Raw genomic sequence first — 20,546 nt, forward strand, 5'->3', positions numbered from 1 at the left:
TCCAGCGCATGACCATCCAGACCGACGACTTCACCCCCGCCCCGCCAAGCGCGTCATCTCGGCCGCCCCCGCTTCGCCCCAGGAGGAGGCGATCGAGCGGGCCCTGCGCCCCAAGCTCCTGCAGGAGTACGTGGGCCAGGCGAAGGCGCGCGAGCAGCTGGAGATCTTCATCGGCGCGGCGAGGAAGCGGGGCGAGGCGCTGGACCATGTGCTGCTGTTTGGCCCGCCGGGCCTGGGCAAGACCACGCTCTCGCACATCATTGCGGCTGAGCTGGGGGTCAACCTGCGCCAGACCAGTGGCCCTGTGCTCGAAAAGCCCAAGGACCTGGCAGCGCTGCTGACCAATCTGGAGAAGAACGATGTTCTTTTCATTGACGAGATCCACCGCCTCTCGCCTGTGGTGGAGGAAATCCTCTACCCCGCGCTGGAGGACTACCAGATCGACATCATGATCGGCGAGGGGCCTGCGGCGCGCAGCATCAAGCTCGACCTGCAGCCCTTCACCCTGGTGGGCGCCACCACACGTGCCGGCATGTTGACCAACCCGCTGCGCGACCGCTTTGGCATCGTGGCGCGGCTGGAGTTCTACACGGCCGAGGAACTGGCGCGCATCGTCAAGCGCAGCGCGGGGCTGCTCAATGCTCCGATGGATGAAGAAGGCGGCTTTGAGATCGCCCGCCGCTCGCGCGGCACACCGCGCATTGCCAACCGGCTGCTGCGCCGCGTGCGCGACTACGCCGAGGTCAAGGGCGACGGCCGCATCACCAAATCGATTGCCGACAAGGCATTGGCCATGCTGGATGTAGACCCGCAGGGCTTTGACGTGATGGACCGCAAGCTGCTGGAGGCGGTCATCCACCGCTTTGATGGCGGCCCCGTGGGGCTGGACAACATTGCCGCCAGCATCGGGGAAGAGGCAGGCACCATTGAAGACGTGATTGAGCCCTACCTCATCCAGCAGGGCTTTTTGCAGCGTACCCCGCGCGGGCGCATTGCCACGCTGGCGGCCTTCCGCCACCTGGGGGTGGCGCCACCCAAGGCGGCGGGCGGGCTCTTCTCTGATTGATCAAAAAAAGGCACGGCACATGACACCCGGAACATCCCTCGCACTTTGGATTTTCTTGTGAACAGGCGCCGCTGGGCCTTGGCGCTGGGCGCAGCAGCACTGGTGGTGGCTGCCGCAGTGGGTGCAATGGCGCTGCGGGGGCCGCAGGTCGATGCCCTGTTGGTGCAGTCGGCGCCGCTGGTGCGCACACTGCAGTTTTCGGCGCGCGTGGCCACGTTGTCGCGCGTCGAGGTGGGCAGCACCATCACCGGCCGCGTGGCCCAGGTGCGGGTGGCAGAAGGCGCACAGGTGCGACAGGGCGACGTGCTGGTGCAGCTCGAACCGGATGAGCTGCACGCTGCACTGGCGCAGGCGCAGGCTTCCGAGCGCCAGGCGCAGGCGCGCCTTGCGGGCCTGCGCAGCAGCGGCCGTAGCGCCGCCCAGGCAGCGCGCGCGCAGGCCGATGCCACCCTGCAGGCGGCGAGCGCCAACCTGGCGCGGGTGCGGCAGCTGGTGGCCCAGGGGTTCTACAGCGCCGCGCAGCTCGATGAGGCGCAGCGCGCCGTCGAGGTGGCCCGGGCGCAGCAGGTGAGCGCGCAGGCGCAGGTCCAGGCCAACGCCGATGCGGGCACCGATGTGGTCCAGGCGCAGGCGCAGCTGGCGCTGGCCCAGGCGGCGATCGTGGCGGCCCAGGCCCGCCTGGCACAGACTACGCTGTTAGCCCCGGCCGATGCCCGCGTGCTGGTGCGCGACGTTGAGCCCGGGCAGATCGTGCAGCCTGGCAAGGCCCTGCTCAGCCTGGCGCTGGCCGGGCCCACCCAGCTGGTGGCCCAGGTGGACGAACGTTTTCTGGACCAGTTGCTGCCGGGCCAGAAGGCCTTGGTGGTGGCCGATGCCTTTGCGGGCCAGCGTTTTGCCGCGCGCGTGCTCACCATTGCACCGGCGGTGGATGCCCAGCGCGGCGCCATCGAGGTGAAGTTTGCACTGGAGCAGCAGGCTCCCGCCTTCCTGCGCGAAGACATGACCTTGTCGGTCGAGGTGGAGACTGCGCGGCGCGAGCGTGCTCTGGTGCTGCCGCAGGCGGCGCTGCGGGGTGCGGTGGTGGGTGACCAGGCGACCGTGCTGGTGCTGCAGGAGGGGCGCGCACAGGCCCGCCCTGTGCGGCTGGGCCTGCGCACACTGGACGCAGCGGAGGTGCTCGACGGCCTGGCCGAGGGCGACACCGTGCTGCGCGGCGGCGCCGTGCAGGCGGGCGACCGCGTGCGAGCCCGCACGGTGGTCTGGTCCGCAGGTTCGGCCACCGCCGTTTCCAACGCCCCGGGGGGCGATGCGGGCTCCGCATTGACCAACGCCATGGGCCGTTGAGCATTCCGCCATGCTGATCTGGCCCGGCTTCGAGTTGCGTGTGGCGCTGCGCTTTCTGCGCGAGGGGCGCATGCAGACCGTACTCATCATCGTGGGCGTGGCGGCGGGTGTGGCGGTCATTGCCTACATCTCGGCGTTGATCAACGGCCTGCAATCGAACACCCTGGCCAAGACGCTGGGCGCCCAGGCGCACATCACTCTGAGGGCGCCCGACGATCTCGTCACACCCGCAGCCCCCGCATTGCCCGGCACCGCTCTGCTTTCCGAAACCCAGCCGCGCGCGCAGCGCCTGCGGTCCGTCGCCAACTGGCAGGCGCTGGTGCCGCTGCTCGAGCGCTTGCCCGAAGTCGCCGGGGTGTCGCCCATGGTCTCGGGCTCAGGCCTGGCGCTGCGCGGCGAGGCGTCGCAGGCGATTGCCCTGATGGGCGTGGACCTGGATCGCTATGACCGCGTGGTGGGGCTGCGCTCCAAGGTGGTCAGTGGCACGGCGCGGCTGGCACCGGGCGAGGCCATCGTGGGGCGCGAGCTCGCGAACGATCTGGGTGTGCGCGTGGGCGACCGCCTCACGGTGCAGACCGGCGGTGCGGGCGGCACGGTGAGTGATTCGGTGCGCGTCACCGCGCTGGTGGACCTGGGCGTGAAAGACCTGAACCGGCGCACCGTGATCGTGCCGCTGCGCGCGGCCCAAAGCCTGCTGGCGCTGCCGGGTGGCGCCAGCCAGCTCGACTTGACCTTGAAGGACGTGTGGGTGGCCCAGACCCTGGCGCGCGCGTTGCAGACCCAGTTCCCCTACAAGATCGAGAGCTGGCAGGAGAGCAATGCCCAGCTGGTGTCTGCGCTCAACGCGCAATCCATCAGCACCTCCATCATCCGGGGCGTGGTGTTGGCCGTGGTGGTGCTGGGTATCGCCAGTGTGCTGGTGGTGTCGGTGGTGCAAAAGGGCCGCGAGATCGGCATCCTGCGCGCCATGGGCGCCACGCGCGGTCAGGTGCTGCGCGTATTTTTGGTACAGGGCGCCGTGGTGGGGGCGCTGGGCTCGGTGTTGGGCCTGCTGCTGGCGGTGGCGCTGATCTGGGTGTTCACGCATTTTGTGCGCGGCTCGGATGGCATGCCGCTGTTTTCCATCGCGCTGCCACTCGCAATGGCGCTGCAGATTGCGCTGATCGCGTCGGTGTGCGGTGTGCTGGCGGCCGTGGCACCTGCGCGGCGCGCAGCGGCGCTGGACCCGGCACAAGCCATCAGGATGTAGTGATGAGACACCCCCCTGTGCGGCTGCGCCGCTTCCCCCCGCTCTCGCAGTGCTGCGCACTGCGGGCAGGGGGACGCCCCCAGCGCGGCGGGGCGGCCCTTGCGCGGGGGCCGCTGGCCTTGGCTGCGCCGGTTTCGTGCGCCACGAACGGTACGCAGCACAGTGGATTGCGAAGATGTTGATCGCGCTCGACGCCGTGCGTAAAAGCTACAACGTCGGCCGCCCCAGCGAGGCCGAGGTGCTGCACGGCATCGACCTGCAGGTGCGCCGGGGCGAGTTCATCGCGCTGATGGGGCCTTCGGGCTCGGGCAAGAGCACGATGCTCAACATCCTGGGCCTGCTCGAACGCATGACGACTGGCAGCTATCTGCTGGACGGCGAGGCGGTGCAGGACCTGGACGACGCGGCGCTCACGCTGCGCCGGCGCAGCACGCTGGGCTTTGTTTTTCAGTTCCACCACCTGCTGCCTGCTTTCTCCGCGCTGGAGAACGTCACGCTGCCGGCCCTCATGGCCGAAGGCCGCGTCAGTGCAGCCCACCGCGAGCATGCCCGCAGCCTGCTCGACGCCGTGGGCTTGGCCCGGGCCATGGACAAGCGTCCCGCAGAGCTGTCGGGCGGCATGCAGCAGCGCGTGGCCATTGCGCGGGCGCTGGTCATGAACCCGCCGCTGGTGCTGGCCGATGAGCCCACGGGCAACCTCGATACAGCTTCGTCGGCCGAGGTGTTTGCGCTGCTGCGCCGTATCCATGCCGAGCGCGGAACGAGTTTTGTGGTGGTCACCCATGACCCCCGCCTGGCCGCGCGCTGCGACCGGCTGGTGGAGCTGATCGACGGGCGCATTGCCCGCGACGAAGCCATCACCGAAGGCGTGGAGCCGGTCCCGCACCGGTAGGCGCAAGCAGTTTTGCTACTGAATTAATAGCTGCTGGCGCTTATGGTGAAAGTGCTGGAGACCGATTTGACTGAAAATCAGGAAGAGCGCGCCGCCGTGCCCGGTGCGACGCTCGGGGCCACGTCCCGGGGCACGGGCGTGCGCCTGTCTCCGGCCGTGTGCGTGGCCTGCGCGGCGATGGCAGGCGACGCTGCCTGGTGTGCCAGCCACCCGCCGACGATCAATGCCTGTGCAGCGTAATAGGTGGACAGCACCCACACCTGCGCCATCGGCAGCGGCATCACGAAGCGGTTGGTGGCCAGCAGCGAATCGCTGAGCATGAAGAACCCGGCGCCGATGGCCACCAGCAGCGAAGGGGTGTCGCGCAGCGCGGTGGCCCGCCCGATGGCCTGGGCGGCCATCAGCGCGATCACCAGCACGTAGGCGGCCACGGGGGCGCGCAACGCAGGCGGCAGCCCCCCGCCCACAAAAAGGCATACATCGCCGCGCCCACCCCCAGCGTGGCGACCAGTGCGCCCCGGTGCGGAAACCACGCCTGACCGCTCTTGAACAGCGCCACGTAAAACAGGTGCGCCACCAGAAAACTCACCAGGCCGGGGATGAAGAAGCCCTGGAACATGAGGAACACATCCCCCGCCAGCGACCCGGCCAGCGCGGCCAGCAGAAGCCACAGGGTTTTGGAGTTAAATCGGCTGCTGGCGCTTGATGGATATGCGCTAGCAGCTACCAAAACAAGAGCAATCACCATCGTCAGCGGCTTGAACAACCAGTACCACTGCGTGAGCCCCAGCGCGCTGGAGGCGGTGGCCAGCGCGCCGCTTTGCAGCATCAGCGCCATCGGCATGCCAATGCGCCCCTGCATCACCGCGCCCAGCGCCCACTGGCTGACCAGCAGCACCGCAAACCACACGGCGCTGTGCGCGAGTGGCGCCGCATCGGCCTGCCACAAAAAGGCCGCCACGCCTGTGAGGATGAGCGCAAACTGCACCAGCGCAAACCGCTGCACCACGCGCGACATGGGCGGGTGGTACAGCTGCATCTGCGCCATGCTGAAGGCGGGCTTGGGAAACCGCTCTGCCACATCGGCCGGGCGCCAGCCCGGTGGCTTGATCCACACCCGCAGCTTGTCTGCCCAGCTGCGCGCATGCCAGCTGTCGTGCGCGAGGCCCGCGTACACCTGCGCGTTGGCCCACAGCGGGTCCCAGCTGTTGAGCAGGCCGCGCGTGCCGTACACGCATTTCTCCTACGCGTCCTCGTCCTTGAAGGTGCCGAACATCCGGTCCCACACGATCAGGACGCCGCCGTAGTTCTTGTCCAGGTAGGCGTCGTTCACTGCGTGGTGCACCCGGTGGTTGCTGGGGCTGCAGAACCAGCGGTCGAACCAGCCGAGCCTGCCCACCTGCTCGGTGTGCACCCAGAACTGGTAGAGCAGGTCGATGAGCGCCACCACAGCAAACACCAGTGGCGGCACGCCCGCCAGCGCCATGGGCACATAAAAAATCCAGCCCAGCAATGCGCCTGAGCTGGTCTGCCGCAGCGCGGTGCTGAGGTTGTAGTCCTGACTCTGGTGGTGCACCGCGTGCGCGGCCCACAGCACCGCTGATTCATGCCCCATGCGGGGCAGCCAGTAGTAGCAGAAGTCGTAGAACACCAGTGCCAGCAGCCAGCCGGGCAGGCTGGTCCAGAACGCATCGTTGCGCCACAGCGCCACATGCTCGAACAGGGCCGTGTAGATGCCGATGCGCAGCAGCCGGGTGAACACGGCACTGGTCTGGCTCAGCATGCCCAGACTGATGCTGCTCACGGCATCGGCCAGGCGGTAGGTGTTGCGCTGGCGCTTGTAGCCAATGGCCAGTTCAATGGCGATCAGCAAAAAGAAGACGGGGGTCGCAAGGACAATGATCTGGCTGGGGCTCATGGAGGACACCAAAAAAGTCCACCGATTCTTGCCCCAATCAGGTCAGCGCGCCTCTGGCATCAACCCTGATGATGCGCTCCACCACACCGTCCAGCAAACCGCCGCGCACGCCGATCAGGAAGTCGTGCAGATTCACCGTGGGGTCGCAATGGCCGGGAATGAGCCAGAGCATGTGCCCCAGGCTGGGCAGGCGGGCCTCGGGGTCGGCCGCGTAGAGCAGGCCGTGCTCGTCGCCGCCGTTGGCATAGCGCAGGGCGCGGCCCTCGGACAGCAGCGCCACGGTGGGCAGGCCCGAGTCGATGGCGTGGCTCTTGTGGCCCGCGTCACACACCGCGTGGGTGTCGCGCACCGACACCACCTGGGTCTTGATGAAGAGGGCGTGTTCAAACACGGGTTGGGCGGGCTCGCGCTCGTTGCGCGCGTAGTCGGCGTCCATGAACAAAAACGAGCCCGCCTGCAGCTCGCCAAACACGCCGCTGGCGGCCTCGTGCACTAGCGTGCCGGTGCCAGAGCCGGTGATCAGCGGCACGGGCAGTCCGGCGGCTTCGATGAGCTGGCGCGTGTGGTCTGCCGCGCGCACCACGGCCGCAATGGTCTCGCGCCGGCCCACGCTGCTAGCCAGGTGCTGGGCGCGGCCGTGGTACGCCTGCAGGCCCGCAAACCGCAGGCGGGGGCTGCGGGACACGGCCAGCGCCAGCGGCACGGCGGCTTCGCCCGGCGGCACACCGCAGCGGCCCTGGCCCACGTCGATCTCCACCAGCACGTCGATGCCCGCATCGCTGCCGGATTGCGCCATGGCTTCGGCCAGGCGCTCAATGCCCTCTGCATGGTCCACGGCCACGCCCAGGCGCCCGCCGCGTGCCGCCAGCTGCGCGGCCAGCCGCGCCACGCGGTGCAGTTTGGGCATGGCAATGATCTGGTTGGTGATGGTGATGTCATGCACGCCACCGGCGGCCAGCGCCTCGGCCTCGGCCACCTTCTGCACACACACGCCCTGGGCGCCTGCGCGCTGCAGTTGCAATGCCAGCTCGGCGCTTTTGTGCATCTTGGCGTGGGGGCGCCAGCGCACCTGGTGCTTGCGTGCAAAGTCGGCCATGCGCTGGATGTTGCGGTCCATGGCGTCCAGGTCCACCACGGCGGCAGGGGTGTCGATCTGGTCGACCCGCTGGCCAATGGTCATCTGCAAGGCTTCAGGCGTGGTTTTCATCGCGCAGCACGATCTGTTCAAGATGTTGGGTGTCTGCCCAACCCACCAGGGTCAGGCCGTCGGGCGTCCACAGCAGGCGGTTGATGGCGGCGTTGGCCAGTTGCCAGGTGCGCGGCGCCTGGATGTCCTGGCGGGTGGCTAGGCGGTACAGCACGTCGAGCACGCCGCCATGCGCCACCATCACCACCTGCTCGCCCACATGCTGCTGCGCCAGGGTGGTCACGGTGTGTTCGATGCGGTCACGCAAGGTGACAAGGGACTCGCCGCCTTCGGGGGTGTAGTGGGGGTCGCGCTTGCGCCAGCGCAGTGCGTCCTCGGGCAGCTCGGCCTCGATTTCGGCAAACGTGCGGCCCTGGAAGTGCCCGAAGCTGCGTTCGCGCAGGCCGGGCTCCGTCATTAAAGGCGCGCCGGTGGTGCGGGCCACGGCCTGGGCGGTGGCATGGGCGCGTCGCAGGTCGCTGGTGTAGATGGCTGCAATCGGCTCGCCCCCCAGGGCCTGCGCGACCTGGGCGGCCTGCCACAGGCCGGTGTCGTTGAGCGGAATGTCCAGGTGGCCCTGGATGCGGGTGTCCACGTTCCAGGCGGTTTCGCCGTGGCGGATGGCAACGATGCGGGTGGCGTGCATGCAGCGGGTGAATGTGACAGGAGTCTTAGCGTGCCGGAGGAACCAGCGGAAGGCGCACCTGCCGTGGCCCCTGGGGCGGTTGGGGAAAGCCGTTGAGTGCCGCGTCGAACAGCACGCCATAGACGGCCGGGTCGCTCACCCACACGTCTTCGTGCACGGCCGAGGTCTCGTACACCACGGCCTGGGTCCGCGCATCGCGCATCAGGACGCTGACCGTGCGCCGGTACAGGGGTGTGGGCGCCCCAAAGCGCAACATGCCATGCACGCCCCAGCCCCGGCCGTACCAGCCGCCCATGCCCCAGTGGTCGGGGCCGTAGGGATCATGGCGCTGCACGGTGTCGGCCTGCACACCCAGCTGCACCAGCAGGCGGGGCGCGGCATCGTCGCGCTGCAGGCCCGCGCGGGCCAGGGCCTGCTCGACCAGCGTGGCGATGGCGTCAAACGATGGGGCCTGCTGCGAGGGCAGGCGCTCGATGCGGTACGTGGCGGGGGCCGGCGCGGCCGCCAGGGTCGAGAAGCTCTGCACCCGGCCTTCGACCACGCGGGTGGTGCTGCAGCCTGCGAGCAGGGCGGCTGTGAGGCCCAGGAGCAGGGCGGGAATCCATCGGCGTTGCGTCATGGTCAGAGCCTCCTGAAAAAAGGTTCTCCGGCAGAGCGCCGCTGCTCTGCCAAGGTTCACGACAGCTGCACCACCTGCACGCCGGGCAGCGAAGGCGACGGCGCCACAAACTCTTCCTTGTCAAACGCCTTGTCGCCGTCTTCGCTGGCAATGCCCGTGGCCCTGGCGTTCTTGAAGTCGTACAGGCTGCCGTCCAGCAGGTGCGAGGGCACCACGTTCTGCAGCGCGTTGAACATGTTCTCCACCCGGCCGGGGAAGCGCTTTTCCCACTCGCGCAGCATCTCGCCCACCTGCTTGCGCTGCAGGTTCTCCTGGCTGCCGCACAGGTTGCAGGGGATGATGGGGAAGTTGCGGTGCGCGGCCCAGCGGGCGGTGTCTTTCTCGGCCACGTAGGCCAGCGGGCGGATCACCACATGTTTGCCGTCGTCGCTCACCAGCTTGGGGGGCATGCTCTTCATCTTGCCGCCAAAGAACATGTTGAGCAGCAGCGTCTGCAGGATGTCATCGCGGTGGTGGCCTAGCGCGATCTTGGTGCAGCCCAGCTCATCGGCCACGCGGTACAGAATGCCCCGGCGCAGGCGGCTGCACAGGCTACAGGTGGTCTTGCCCTCGGGGATCAGCTTCTTGACGATGCTGTAGGTGTCTTCGTTCTCGATGTGGAAGGGCACGCCGGTGCTGGCCAGGTACTCGGGCAGCACATGCTCGGGAAAGCCCGGCTGTTTCTGGTCCAGGTTGACGGCCACCAGGTCAAAGTGGATGGGCGCGCGGGCCTTGAGCTTGAGCAGGATGTCCAGCAGCGCATAGCTGTCCTTGCCGCCGGACATGCACACCATCACCTTGTCGCCTTCTTCGATCATGTTGAAGTCGACGATGGCCTTGCCCACTTCGCGGCACAGGCGCTTTTCCAGCTTGTGGGTTTCGCGCTCAATCTTCATGCGGGCGGCGCCGCTGGTGGCTTCGGTGCTTTCCTCCGTCCAGCCAGTGGATTGGGCTGAGTTTGGGGCTTCATTCAATACTGCGCTCATAGGGTCACCACTGTCCTGTCTCAATGCGAATGGCCACTTCGCAGTCGTCAAAAATTTCGAGTTTGGCAATCTTCACCCGCACGCCCAGCACGCCGGGCAGTTGCATCAGGCGGTTGGCCAGCTTGCCGATCAGGCTCTCCAGCAGGTTCACATGCTCGGCCGTGCACTCGTCGATGATGATCTGGCGCACACGGCGGTAGTCCAGCACATGGCCGATGTCGTCGTCGCGCGGGGCCAGCGGCTGCACGCCCAGGCTCAGTTCGGCATCGACCTGGATGGGCTGGGGGTCGGTCTTTTCGTGGTCGAGGATGCCCAGGTTGGCGTCAAAGCGCAAACCGGTGAGCGTGAGGATCTGGGTGCCTGCAGCGGTGGTCATGAAAAGGTCCTGGGGCGAACAACGGGCGTTCACATCAACGAAAAATCGCGGTCAAACTTCATCAGGTGCTGGCCGCCATCGACCAGCAGCGTGGTGCCGGTGATGGAGCGGTTCTCCAGCGCGAATTTGACCGTAGCGGCCACGTCCTCGGCGGTGGACGAGCGGCCCAGCGGGGAGAGCGCGTGCAGTTGCGCGAACTTTTCGTCGCTGAGCATGTGGCTGGTCAGCGTGAGGCCCGGCGCCACGCCCACCACCCGCACGCGCGGCGCGAGGGCCATTGCCAGCATGGTGCCGGCGGCCTCCAGCGCCGCCTTGGAGAGCGTGTAGCTCATGAAGTCGGGGTTCTGGTTCCAGAGCTTCTGGTCCAGCAGGTTGACCACGGCGCCCTGCGCGTCGGCCTCGCCGGCAGCCACGCGGTCGGCCACATGCTGGTGCAGCGCCTGCGCCAGCAGCACCGGCGCGGCGGTGTTGCTGCGCAGGTGCTTTTCGAGCGCGGCAAAACCAAAGGTGGCGGCGTTGTCATGCTCGAACAACGAGGCGCTGTTGACCACCGCATCCACACGGCCAAAGTGCGCCACCACGCGGGGCAACAGGCCGCGCACCGCAGCCTCATCCTCAAAATCAGCATCAAAATGGGCGCTAGCGCTTGTCAGTTGAGCGCAAGCAGCTACCGTATCGATAGCGTCCTGCTCGGACGATCGGTAGTGCACCGCCACCTGCCAGCCACCCGCCGCCAGGGCCAGCGCAATGCTGCGGCCCAGGCGCTTGGCAGCGCCTGTGACCAGAACGGTGCGTGGGTGGGAGGGAGTTGGCATGTGGGCTGGGAGACAATGCGGGCCGTGACCCAAAGACCCGACAGTTTAACGACCGCCCTGCACCTGCACATCACCCAGGCCATTGCCGCCGAGGGCGGATGGCTGGGTTTTGACCGCTTCATGGCCTTGGCCCTGTACACGCCCGGCCTGGGCTACTACGCCAACGATTCCACCAAATTCGGCGCCATGCCCGAGTCCGGCAGCGACTTTGTGACCGCGCCCGAGATGACTCCCCTGTTCGGCCATACGCTGGCCGTGCAGGTGGGCGAGGCCCTGGCGCAGACCGGGACCGACGAGGTCTGGGAGTTTGGCGCGGGCTCCGGCGCGCTGGCGCTGCAGCTGCTGGAAACGCTGGGCGACCAGGTGCAGCGCTACACCATCGTCGATCTGTCGGGCAGCCTGCGCGCGCGCCAGCAGGCCAGACTGGTGGCGCATGCCCACAAGCTGCGCTGGGTGGATGCTTTGCCCGAAAAGTTCAGCGGGGTGGTGGTGGGCAACGAGGTCCTGGACGCCATGCCCGTGCAGCTGCTCGCGCGCCACGGCGGGCAGCATGGCGGCAAAGACGGTGATGGTTGGCATGAGCGCGGCGTGGTGGTACAGGACGACGGCAGCTTTGCCTGGGCCGACCGCCCCACCGACCTGCGCCCGCCCATCGACATCGAAGGCCCGCAGGACTACCTGACCGAGATCCATGCCCAGGGCGAAGGCTTCATGCGCATGCTGGCCGACCGGCTCACGCGCGGTGCGGCTTTCCTGCTGGACTACGGTTTTGGCGAAGACGAGTACTACCACCCCCAGCGCCACATGGGCACCGTGATGTGCCACCAGGGCCACCTGGCCGATGGCGACCCGCTGGTGGCGGTGGGGCTCAAGGACATCACCGCCCACGTCAACTTCACCGCCATGGCGCTGGCCGCGCAGGAGGCGGGCCTGAATGTGCTGGGCTACACCACGCAGGCGCATTTCCTCATCAACTGCGGATTGCTATCAAAAATGGAGCTATTGCCGCAAGAGGGGCGGGCGACAGCGGCCAAATTGATCATGGAGCACGAGATGGGCGAGCTGTTCAAGGTGCTGGCCGTGGGCGCCGGCGAGCCCTGGGAGCCGATGGGGTTTGTGCACGGGGACCGGTCGCACCGGTTGTGATGCGTGCTGCAGGCCGTGCCGCCCCATCGCCCGCAAGCCCTTTTTGATCTTCAGGACACCAAGGGGGTGTGAGCCCGGCTGGGGGCTGCGCATCTGCATGAGGGCGTTTCAGATGCCCGGCGCCAGAGGGTTGGCTTCATAGCGCAACCAGCCCGCGGTGATTGAAGCGCCGTCGGCACGGTCCTTGGGGTGGCTTCGGCCTTCGGAAACCGGAACCTCTGCAAAATCGAAAGGGCTCATGCCCTCGATGCACGCGACATTGACTCCGTACTGGTGATGGTTGGAGCGGCGCTGGTGGAAGGTGTAGATGCCGCACTTCGCGCAGAAGTAGTGTTTGGCCTCGCCCGTGTTGAACTGGTAGAGCGCGAGAGCTTCTTGCCCCTGGGTCACGTGGATGTCGTTCAAGTCCGCAGAGACCGCCACCGCCCCGCGCATGCTGCAATAGGAGCAGTTGCACCGTCGCGCGGTCCGCAGGCCATCGGCCAATCGCAGAGTGAATCGGACGGTCCCACAGTGGCATGCCGCTTGGTGGAGGGGACGGTCGTCTGGAGATTTTTCGGTCATAACGAGCGGATTTTCATGGATGGATTGCCATGGCGCCAGCGGACAGCGTCCCGTGCTACCGACCAGGCTTCGATGACATGTTTGGCATGGCTATGAGCTATTGATGGCCAGTGCATCGCTGCGGTCCTTGAGCTGTACCCCCGTGAGCTGCAGGCGCTGCGCCTCCTGGCACAGCCACCACAGCCGCGCCGCCGCGGCGGGGGCGCCAGGCCCTCGCGCCGCACGTTGGAGATGCAATTGCGTTCAGCGTCGTGGCGGCCCACCTGCGGGTGCCAGGTCAGGTAGATGCCCAGGCTATCGGGCGAGCTCAGTCCCGGCCGCTCGCCGATCAACACCGCCACCAGGCGTGCTCCGAGCAGCGCGCCCACCTCGTCGCCCAGCGCCACGCGCGCCTGCTGGGCGATCACCACCGGCCCCAGTGTCCAAGGTGCGGGCGCTTGCTGGCGAATCGCGTCGATCAGCGGCGGCGCGTGTCGCGCCACGGCCAGGGACGAAAGGCCATCGGCCACCACCACCAGCAGATCTACGGTCTCAGCGCCGTCGCCCGCTTCGTCCCGCAATGCCTGCGCGTCCGCGTCGGACAGGCGTCGGCCCAGGTCGGGGCGCAGCAAATAGGTGGCGCGGTCTGGCGCGGCGCTGTGTACCAGGCGCGTGGCGTTGCCCAGGGCCTGGAGTTGGGTGGCCAACGCTGGTGCGTCCAGCGGCACGTGCACGGCATCGCGCGCCTGCGCATGCGCCAACCCAAAGCGCAGCAGCTCGGCCGTGGGCAGCGCTGCGCCCGCGCGCCCCAGCGCCACGCGTGCCTGGGTGTGGGCGCGCAGGTCGTCCCAGGGGTCGGGTCGCATGCCATGTGGTGCATGGTCGTATGTCATGCGCCAAACCTCAGTTGCCGCATCTGCGCCAGCGCGGGGTGGTGTGCGTTGGCCGGCAACAACCGCCCGCCAGCATCCGTGATCTGCATGCGCTGCAGCCAGGCATCGAACTCGGGCGCACACCGCAGGCCCAGCACCTCGCGCAGGTACAGGGCATCATGAAACGACGTGCTCTGGTAGTTGAGCATGATGTCGTCCGCCCCCGGCACGCCCATCATGAAGGTCAGGCCCGCCGTGCCCAGCAGCGTCATCAGCGTGTCCATGTCGTCCGAGTCGGCCTCGGCGTGGTTGGTGTAGCAAACATCGCAGCCCAGCGGCACACCCAGCAGCTTGCCGCAGAAATGGTCTTCCAGGCCCGCGCGAATGATCTGTTTGCCGTCGTACAGGTACTCGGGGCCGATAAAGCCGACCACCGTGTTGGTCAGCAACGGCGAGAACGCCCGGGCCACACCGTACGCCCGCGCCTCGCAGGTCTGCTGGTCTACGCCGTGGTGTGCGTTGGCCGACAGGGCGCTGCCCTGGCCGGTTTCGAAATACATCACGTTGTTGCCCAGGGTTCCACGGCGCAGCGACAGCGCCGCATCGCGTGCTTCCTGCAGCAGTGCGAGCGAAATGCCAAAGCTCGCGTTGGCCGCTTCGGTACCCGCAATCGACTGGAACACCAGGTCCACCGGCGCGCCCTGCTCGATCATCTGGAGGGTGTTGGTCACATGCGTGAGCACGCAAGACTGCGTGGGAATGCCCAGCCGCTCGATCACGTCGTTCAGCATGTGAACCAGCTCGTTCAGCGCGGTGATGCTGTCCGTCGCCGGGTTCACGCCGATCACCGCATCGCCCGCGCCATACAGCAGCCCGTCGATCATCGAGGCCGCGATGCCGCGCAGGTCGTCCGTGGGGTGGTTGGGCTGCAGCCGAACGGCCAGGTGGCCGGGCAGGCCAATGGTGTTGCGAAACCGCGTAACCACGCGGGACTTGCGCGCCACGGCGATCAGGTCCTGGTTGCGCATGAGCTTGCTCACGGCGGCGGCCATCTCGGGCGTGATGCCGGGCGCCACGGCGGCGAGGGTGGCGCTGTCGGTTTCGTGCGCCAGCAGCCAATTTCGAAAGTCGCCGACAGTGAGGTGCGCAATGGGTGCGAATGCAGCGGCATCGTGCGTGTCGAGGATGAGGCGCGTGACCTCGTCGCGTTCATACGGGACCAGCGCCTCGTTCAGGAAGGTCGTGAGTGGCACCTCTGCCAGCGCCATGCGGGCGGCCATACGCTCCACCGCGCTGGCGGCAGCCAGGCCCGCCAGTGCATCGCCCGATCGCAGCGGCGTCGCCTTGGCCATCAGGTCGCGCAGGTCAGCAAACTGCCAGCGGTGGCCGGCGGCGGCGTGCTGGTAACGGCTGGAGCAGTCCATGGATCCTCCTCGCAACTGCCATGGTAGCGGTGGTCCTGCTCTGGGGGGCGGCACACGCCTGCACCTACACTTGGCCCACCATGATCCGCTGGTTCCTCGTCATCTTCCTGGCCCTGATGCTGATCAGCTGGCTGTCGCCCTTTTTACGGCGCATGGGGTTTGGGCGCCTGCCGGGAGATCTGCGGTTTCGCTGGCTGGGGCGCGACTGGGATGTGCCGGTGGCGTCCACGCTGCTACTGAGCTTCGTCCTCAGCCTTCTGGTGAAGTGGCTTTGAACCCCGCCCGCAGCATGGTACCTGCCCGCCTGTTATTCCTCTGAATTTTGCAGGGCGCTCAGAAAGGTCTTGCGCCACCAGTGCACGTCGTGCTGGCGGATACGCGCCATGAGTTTCTGGTGACGCGCCTGCCGCTCCACCAGCGGCATTTGCAGCGCCAGCTGGATGGTGTCGGCCATGCCCTGCGTATCGTAGGGGTTGACCAGCAGCGCTTCCTTGAGCTGCTCGGCCGCACCCGCAAAGCGCGACAGCACCAGCACGCCGGGGTCGTCCGCGTCCTGTGCCACCACGTATTCCTTGGCCACCAGGTTCATGCCGTCGCGCAGCGGCGTCACCAGCCCCACCGATGCCGCGCGGCACAGGCCGGGCACGCGTTTGCGCGCGACCATGCGGTGGATGTAGCGCACGGGCATCCAGTCGAGCTCGCCATAGTCTCCGTTGACAGATCCGCACAGCCCTTCAAGCTCCTGGCGCAGGTCGGCATACGCGTGCACGTCGTCCCGTGTGGGCGAGGCGATCATGATGAGTGTGGCGCTGTTGCGGTTCTCGGGGTAGCGGTCCAGCAGCTCGCGAAACGCGCGCACGCGGTGCGGGATGCCCTTGGAGTAGTCGAGCCGGTCGATGCCGAGCAGGAGGCGCCGCCGCGAGTATTCGCCGCGCATCTTCTCGAAGGTTTCCACCGCGTCGGGCGCGGCGGTCAGGCGCATGAACTCATCCACATCGATGCCGATGGGAAAGGCCTGCACCGCCACCGTGGCGCCAAACGCACGCACTCGCTTGTCGTCCACCTCCTCGGCGCTGCCCTCGTTGCGCACATAGCGCTTGAAGTGCGCCACATCGGCCTCGCTCTGCAGGCCCACCAGGTCGTAGGCAAACAATGAGCGCATCAGCCACTCGTGTTGCGGGATGGCCGCCATGATGAGCGGCGGCGGCATGGGGATGTGCAGAAAGAACCCGATGCGCTGTTTGCAGCCCATGGCGCGCAGCTCGGCGGCCAGCGGGATCAGGTGGTAGTCGTGCACCCAGATCACATCGTCGTCGCGCAGCAGCGGCAGCAGCTTGCGCGCAAACATCTTGTTGACGCGCCGGTAGCCTGCGATATAGCTGGCGTTGAAGTCTGCGAGATCGAGGCGGTAGTGGAACACCGGCCACAGCACGCTGTTGCTGTAGCCGTGGTAGTAGCTGTCATGGTCATCACGGCAAAGGTCCACGGTGGCCAGGGTGACGGCACCGGCGTGGCGGGTGTGCAACTCGCCCTCACCCGGGGTACCGTCTTCCACCACGGTGCCGCTCCATCCAAACCACAGGCCCCCCGTCTGGTTCAGGGCTTCGCCCAGTGCCACCGCAAGGCCGCCAGCGGCCGGTTTGCGGGGGTCTGCGACACGGTTGGAAATCACGACAAGTCTGCTCATCCTTCAATCATCCTTGTAACAAGCCGTGGCGCGGTGTCGGACGCCGCCGCAAACCACGCTCAAATCACGCTGTCCCACGGCGCCGACAGGCGCACGGCGGCATTGATCACGCCCACCATCGAGTACGTTTGCGGGAAGTTGCCCCACATCTCGCGGGTTTCGGGGTGCGTGTCTTCCGACAGCAGGCCGAGCGGGTTGCGCGCGGCGAGCATGGTCTCGAAGATGGCCCGTGCCTCGGCCTTGCGGCCAATGCGCGCCAGCGCGTCGATGCGCCAGAAGGTGCAGATGTTGAAGGCCGTCTCGGGTTTGCCGAAGTCGTCAGCCGCCTCGTAGCGGCGCATGTAGGGGCCGTCGCACAGGCTTTTTTCCATGGCCTCCACCGTGCTCACAAAGCGCGGGTCTTTCGGGTCGATGAGGCCCACTTCTGCCATCAGCAGCACGCTGGCATCGAGCTCATGGCCACCAAAACTCTCGGCAAAGGCCTGGCGCGCTTCGCTCCATGATTTTTCGAGGATTTCGGCACGCATGCGGTCCGCATGCTGCTGCCAGTGGCTGGCGCGGTCGGCCAGCTGCAGCGTGGCGGCGATCTTGGCCAAACGGTCACAGGCCGCCCAGCTCATCAGGGCCGACGAGGTGTGCACCCGGGCGCGCGTGCGGAGCTCCCACATGCCCGCGTCGGGCTGGCCATACACGCGCACCGCGTTCTCGCCCACCTGCTCCAGCCGGGTGAATTCGGCCAGGCCTGCGCGGTGCAGCAGGCGGTGGTCGTGGAAGGCCTGGGCGGCGCCCAGCACGATGTTGCCGTACACGTCGTGCTGAAAATGCTCGGCCGCCTGGTTGCCCACCCGCACCGGGCCCATGCCCCGGTAGCCCGCCAGCTGCGGCACCAAACTCTCGGGCAGGTCTTTCTCCAGCCCGATGCCATACAGCGGCTGGATGTGGCCGTCGCCGCCTTCGACCACCACGTTGCTCAGCCAGCGCAGGTAGTCCTCCATGGTGCCCACCTCGGAGATGCTGTTGAGCGCGCGCACGACAAAAAACGCATCGCGCAGCCAGCAGTAGCGGTAGTCCCAGTTCCGCCCACTGTGGGCCGACTCGGGGATGCTGGTGGTCATGGCGGCCACGATGGCGCCGGTGTCTTCGTACAGCGAAAGCTTGAGCGTGATGGCCGCGCGGATCACGGCCTCCTGCCACTCCAGCGGAATGGCCAGGGCGCGGCTCCAGCTGCGCCAGTAGGCCGTGGTCTCCTGCTCGAAAAGGCGGGCGGTGTCGGCAATGCCGTCCACCAGCGTTTCGTCAGCGCCCAGCAGAAAGTTGTGTTCGGTTGTGAGCACAAACGCCTGGCCCGACAGCACGTGCGAGACCGGCGCGTCGGTGGACAGGCGCAGCGTCATGCTCTCGCCCTCGTAGCGGATGTGGTTGCTGCCGCGCGTGATCTCGGGTGGCGTCTGCCCCCAGTCGTAGCGCACCTTGAGCGCCACCCGGATGCGCGGCGCGCCCTGGATGGGGCGCACGCGGCGCACCAGCGTCATGGGCCGAAAGTAGCGCGAGCGGCTGTAAAAGCGCGGCGCGAAGTCGGTGATCTCCACCCCATGCCCAGCCTTGTCAAACAGCTGCGTGCGCAGGATGGCGGTGTTGGGCTCGTACCACTGGTGGGCCGAGGCCAGGTCTTCGAGTTCGATGGCGAAGTGGCTGCCTTCTTCGCCAGGCTGCAGCAGGGCGTTGAACACCGGGTCGCCGTCAAAACGGGGCAGGCAGCACCACACCATGCGGGCGTGGTCGTCAATCAGTGCACTGATGGCGCAGTTGCCGATCATCCCGAGGTTGAGCGAGCCCGCTTGGGGGTCGTGGGCGGCGGTATTCATCGGTTTCGCTCCGGTTGCGGTGGGTTCCAGTGGGTGCGCGCGGCCGAGAGCCAGCCCCGCAATGCGGCGGGCGTCATGCAACGGTGTTGCGCCATGGTCGGGCCCTCGCCCACCTTGATGCCCCAGCCGCCCAGCGCCTGCACGGCGGCAAAGCCCGCCTCGTCGGTGACGTCGTCGCCCACGAACACCGGAATTCGCCCTGCGAACGGCGTCTGGGTCATGAAATCGGTGATGGCCCGGCCTTTGTGCACGCCGCGTGGCTTCACCTCGAACACGCACTTGCCGCGCAAAAGCTCTACGCCTTCCACGTGCTGCATGGCACTGGTCAGCGCATCGTGGCACAGGGCCTCCAGATGGTGGGCCTGGCGGTAGTGCAGGGCCACGCTCACCCGCTTGTGCTCTACCAGCAACCCCGGGTGGCGTGCGGCGAGGGCGTGGGCGGCCTGCAGAACGGGCGCCAGGTCGGGCGGTGAAATCGCAGGCCGCGAGATGTCGTCAAGGCGGTATTGCGCGCCGTGCTCACTGGCCAGCGGCAAGCGCAGAGGCGCCAGAAATCCGTCAATATCGGCCTCGGGCCGGCCCGTCACGATGGCCAGCGCGCCGCCCAGGTGGGCATGCAACGATGACAGTGTGGGAACCAGCCCCGAGGCGACGCGCACCGCCTCAGGGCGGGGCGCCAGCTCGGTGAGCGTGCCGTCGAAATCCAGGAAAAGCGCATGCGCCGTTGTCAATTGTGGGAGCAGCTGCATGGGCCAAACCTTAGCAGACACGGCGAAACTGACTGCGGGGCAAGGGTGTTTCCTCGCGGTGGATGGCGTGCTGGCTGGGGGAAGGCACCGGCCCACCAGGGTTCATTGCGGGGTGCGTCACGCCTTGAAATTCAGGGAGCGCGGTGCCATCTGCAAACCACCGGGTGCCTGTCACCCCCGTTTCTGATTACCGCCCATGACCGAAGCACTGCACATTGTCTGCCCCCATTGCCACACCACCAATCGCGTGCAGAGTGCCGACTTGGGCAGCGCGCCTGATTGCGGCAAGTGCCACCAGCACCTCTTTGCTGGCGCGCCGCTGGAGCTTGATGCCACCAGCTTTGACAAACACGTGGCGCGCAGTCACATCCCGGTGCTGGTGGACTTCTGGGCTCCGTGGTGCGGACCCTGCCGCCAGATGGCGCCTGCGTTTGCGCAGGCGGCCCGCGAGCTGGAGCCCCGTGTGCGCCTGGCCAAGCTCAATACCGAAGACCAGCAGGCCATCGCGGCGCGCTATGCCATCAGCAGTATTCCGACCATGATCCTGTTCCAGCAGGGACGCGAGGTGGCGCGCATTTCCGGCGCGCTGGGGGCTGCAGACATCGTGCGCTGGGTGCGTACCACCGCAGGTTGATGCGCAGCGGTCAGCGGATTCCCAGCACGCGGTCCGCCGACACGCTGCCTGCGCCGCGCCCCACCAGGTACAGCATCAGCCCTGCCCATGACAGATGGGTGGCCCACGCATCGGGGTAGACAAACACCTGGATGATCAGTGTCATGCCCAGCAAGGCCAGGGCAGACAGGCGGGTGAACAGGCCCAGCACCAGCAGCACCGGAAACACATGCTCGGCCACGGTGGCCATCTGCGCCGCCAGATCGGGCGGCAGCAGGGGCAGCCTGTATTCCTCGCGGAACAGCATGTAGGCGCTGTCGGAGATGGTGAACCAGCCATCGACCTTGGTGCGGGCCGACATCCAGAAGATGCCTGCGATGGCCACCCGGTTGACCAGCGCCAGCAGGCTGTGCGGGGTAAGCCATGTGGCGGTGTCGGCCAGGCGCGCGCCCAGCCCGCGAGGGCCCTTGGGAGGTACAGCGGGCACGTGTGTGCGGGTGGTCATGAAGGG

At 67.3% G+C, this 20,546-nt stretch carries 18 protein-coding genes and 3 pseudogenes; 7 read left to right on the top strand and 14 right to left on the bottom strand.

Translation table 11 applies throughout. The annotated features are described in order from the left end of the window. Nucleotides 1-8 precede the first annotated feature (8 nt). The 4 genes and pseudogenes from ruvB (at nt 9) to KYG_RS22070 (ending at nt 4,551) form a co-directional block, all read left to right on the top strand. Nucleotides 9-1,066: pseudogene (ruvB, locus tag KYG_RS22055) on the top strand (Holliday junction branch migration DNA helicase RuvB). Nucleotides 1,067-1,123: 57 nt separating this feature from the next. After that, a complete protein-coding gene (locus KYG_RS22060; RefSeq protein ID WP_008907156.1) occupies nt 1,124-2,410 on the top strand; it encodes an efflux RND transporter periplasmic adaptor subunit in 1,287 nt (428 codons plus the stop codon). Between the two features lie 10 nt (nt 2,411-2,420). Continuing rightward, the gene (locus KYG_RS22065; RefSeq protein WP_008907157.1) at nt 2,421-3,659 is read left to right on the top strand and encodes an FtsX-like permease family protein; all 1,239 of its coding nucleotides are present in this window, start codon (nt 2,421-2,423) and stop codon (nt 3,657-3,659) included. Nucleotides 3,660-3,834: 175 nt separating this feature from the next. Continuing rightward, nucleotides 3,835-4,551: an ABC transporter ATP-binding protein gene (locus KYG_RS22070; protein ID WP_008907158.1), complete on the top strand. Its 717-nt coding sequence runs from the start codon at nt 3,835-3,837 to the stop codon at nt 4,549-4,551. A 77-nt stretch (nt 4,552-4,628) separates the two neighbouring features. Here KYG_RS22070 and KYG_RS22075 read toward each other — a convergent pair. From KYG_RS22075 to KYG_RS22105, 7 genes and pseudogenes are all read right to left on the bottom strand, one after another. Continuing rightward, a pseudogene (locus tag KYG_RS22075) lies at nt 4,629-6,469 on the bottom strand (lysoplasmalogenase family protein). A gap of 37 nt (nt 6,470-6,506) precedes the next feature. Further along, nucleotides 6,507-7,676 carry a DSD1 family PLP-dependent enzyme gene (locus KYG_RS22080; RefSeq protein ID WP_008907159.1) on the bottom strand — a complete coding sequence of 390 codons (1,170 nt, stop codon included), beginning with the start codon at nt 7,674-7,676 and terminating at the stop codon, nt 6,507-6,509. Then, entirely contained in the window at nt 7,660-8,301 is a 642-nt protein-coding gene (locus tag KYG_RS22085) for a histidine phosphatase family protein (RefSeq protein WP_008907160.1), read from the bottom strand. Before KYG_RS22085 ends, KYG_RS22080 begins: the two co-directional genes overlap by 17 nt. A 25-nt stretch (nt 8,302-8,326) precedes the next feature. Further along, nucleotides 8,327-8,920, bottom strand: coding sequence for a DUF4136 domain-containing protein (locus tag KYG_RS22090; RefSeq protein ID WP_008907161.1), 594 nt, complete (start codon nt 8,918-8,920; stop codon nt 8,327-8,329). 56 nt (nt 8,921-8,976) lie between these two features. After that, nucleotides 8,977-9,945 (bottom strand): tRNA 2-thiocytidine(32) synthetase TtcA, encoded by a 969-nt coding sequence (gene ttcA / locus KYG_RS22095; protein WP_008907162.1) that lies wholly within the window; start codon nt 9,943-9,945, stop codon nt 8,977-8,979. Nucleotides 9,946-9,949: 4 nt separating this feature from the next. Continuing rightward, entirely contained in the window at nt 9,950-10,321 is a 372-nt protein-coding gene (locus tag KYG_RS22100) for a dihydroneopterin aldolase (RefSeq protein ID WP_008907163.1), read from the bottom strand. Nucleotides 10,322-10,350: 29 nt separating this feature from the next. After that, nucleotides 10,351-11,136 (bottom strand): SDR family oxidoreductase, encoded by a 786-nt coding sequence (locus KYG_RS22105; RefSeq protein WP_008907164.1) that lies wholly within the window; start codon nt 11,134-11,136, stop codon nt 10,351-10,353. 15 nt (nt 11,137-11,151) lie between these two features. Here KYG_RS22105 and KYG_RS22110 point away from each other — a divergent pair, with 15 nt between their 5' ends. Beyond that, nucleotides 11,152-12,282, top strand: a complete 1,131-nt coding sequence (locus KYG_RS22110) for a class I SAM-dependent methyltransferase (RefSeq protein ID WP_034695876.1) — start codon at nt 11,152-11,154, stop codon at nt 12,280-12,282. 108 nt (nt 12,283-12,390) lie between these two features. Here KYG_RS22110 and KYG_RS22115 read toward each other — a convergent pair whose 3' ends face one another. The 3 genes and pseudogenes from KYG_RS22115 to KYG_RS22125 all read right to left on the bottom strand — a co-directional run bounded on the left by KYG_RS22115 (nt 12,391) and on the right by KYG_RS22125 (nt 15,121). Then, nucleotides 12,391-12,846 (bottom strand): GFA family protein, encoded by a 456-nt coding sequence (locus tag KYG_RS22115; RefSeq protein WP_085942653.1) that lies wholly within the window; start codon nt 12,844-12,846, stop codon nt 12,391-12,393. A gap of 90 nt (nt 12,847-12,936) precedes the next feature. Continuing rightward, nucleotides 12,937-13,718, bottom strand: a pseudogene (eutC, locus tag KYG_RS22120) (ethanolamine ammonia-lyase subunit EutC). Next, nucleotides 13,715-15,121: an ethanolamine ammonia-lyase subunit EutB gene (locus KYG_RS22125; RefSeq protein ID WP_008907168.1), complete on the bottom strand. Its 1,407-nt coding sequence runs from the start codon at nt 15,119-15,121 to the stop codon at nt 13,715-13,717. The pseudogene eutC and the gene KYG_RS22125 overlap by 4 nt, the downstream one beginning before the upstream one ends. A gap of 80 nt (nt 15,122-15,201) precedes the next feature. On the opposite strand from KYG_RS22125, the gene KYG_RS22130 reads away from it, so the two are divergent. Then, nucleotides 15,202-15,396, top strand: a complete 195-nt coding sequence (locus tag KYG_RS22130; RefSeq protein WP_034695895.1) for a DUF2905 domain-containing protein — start codon at nt 15,202-15,204, stop codon at nt 15,394-15,396. Between the two features lie 32 nt (nt 15,397-15,428). Here KYG_RS22130 and otsA read toward each other — a convergent pair whose 3' ends face one another. From otsA to otsB, 3 genes are read right to left on the bottom strand one after another with little or no spacing between them, the layout of a single operon-like run. Continuing rightward, nucleotides 15,429-16,808: an alpha,alpha-trehalose-phosphate synthase (UDP-forming) gene (otsA, locus tag KYG_RS22135; protein ID WP_008907170.1), complete on the bottom strand. Its 1,380-nt coding sequence runs from the start codon at nt 16,806-16,808 to the stop codon at nt 15,429-15,431. A 59-nt stretch (nt 16,809-16,867) separates the two neighbouring features. Beyond that, entirely contained in the window at nt 16,868-18,673 is a 1,806-nt protein-coding gene (locus KYG_RS22140) for a glycoside hydrolase family 15 protein (RefSeq protein ID WP_008907171.1), read from the bottom strand. Continuing rightward, nucleotides 18,670-19,422 carry a trehalose-phosphatase gene (gene otsB / locus KYG_RS22145; protein ID WP_008907172.1) on the bottom strand — a complete coding sequence of 251 codons (753 nt, stop codon included), beginning with the start codon at nt 19,420-19,422 and terminating at the stop codon, nt 18,670-18,672. Before otsB ends, KYG_RS22140 begins: the two co-directional genes overlap by 4 nt. A gap of 196 nt (nt 19,423-19,618) precedes the next feature. Here otsB and trxC point away from each other — a divergent pair, with 196 nt between their 5' ends. After that, complete coding sequence (gene trxC / locus KYG_RS22150) at nt 19,619-20,056, top strand: thioredoxin TrxC (RefSeq protein ID WP_008907173.1); 438 nt, start codon at nt 19,619-19,621, stop codon at nt 20,054-20,056. Nucleotides 20,057-20,066: 10 nt separating this feature from the next. Here trxC and KYG_RS22155 read toward each other — a convergent pair whose 3' ends face one another. Beyond that, nucleotides 20,067-20,540 (bottom strand): DoxX family protein, encoded by a 474-nt coding sequence (locus tag KYG_RS22155; RefSeq protein WP_008907174.1) that lies wholly within the window; start codon nt 20,538-20,540, stop codon nt 20,067-20,069. Nucleotides 20,541-20,546: the final 6 nt, after the last annotated feature.

The sequence above is a fragment of the Acidovorax sp. NO-1 genome, from assembly GCF_000238595.1.
Classification (GTDB): domain Bacteria; phylum Pseudomonadota; class Gammaproteobacteria; order Burkholderiales; family Burkholderiaceae_C; genus Acidovorax.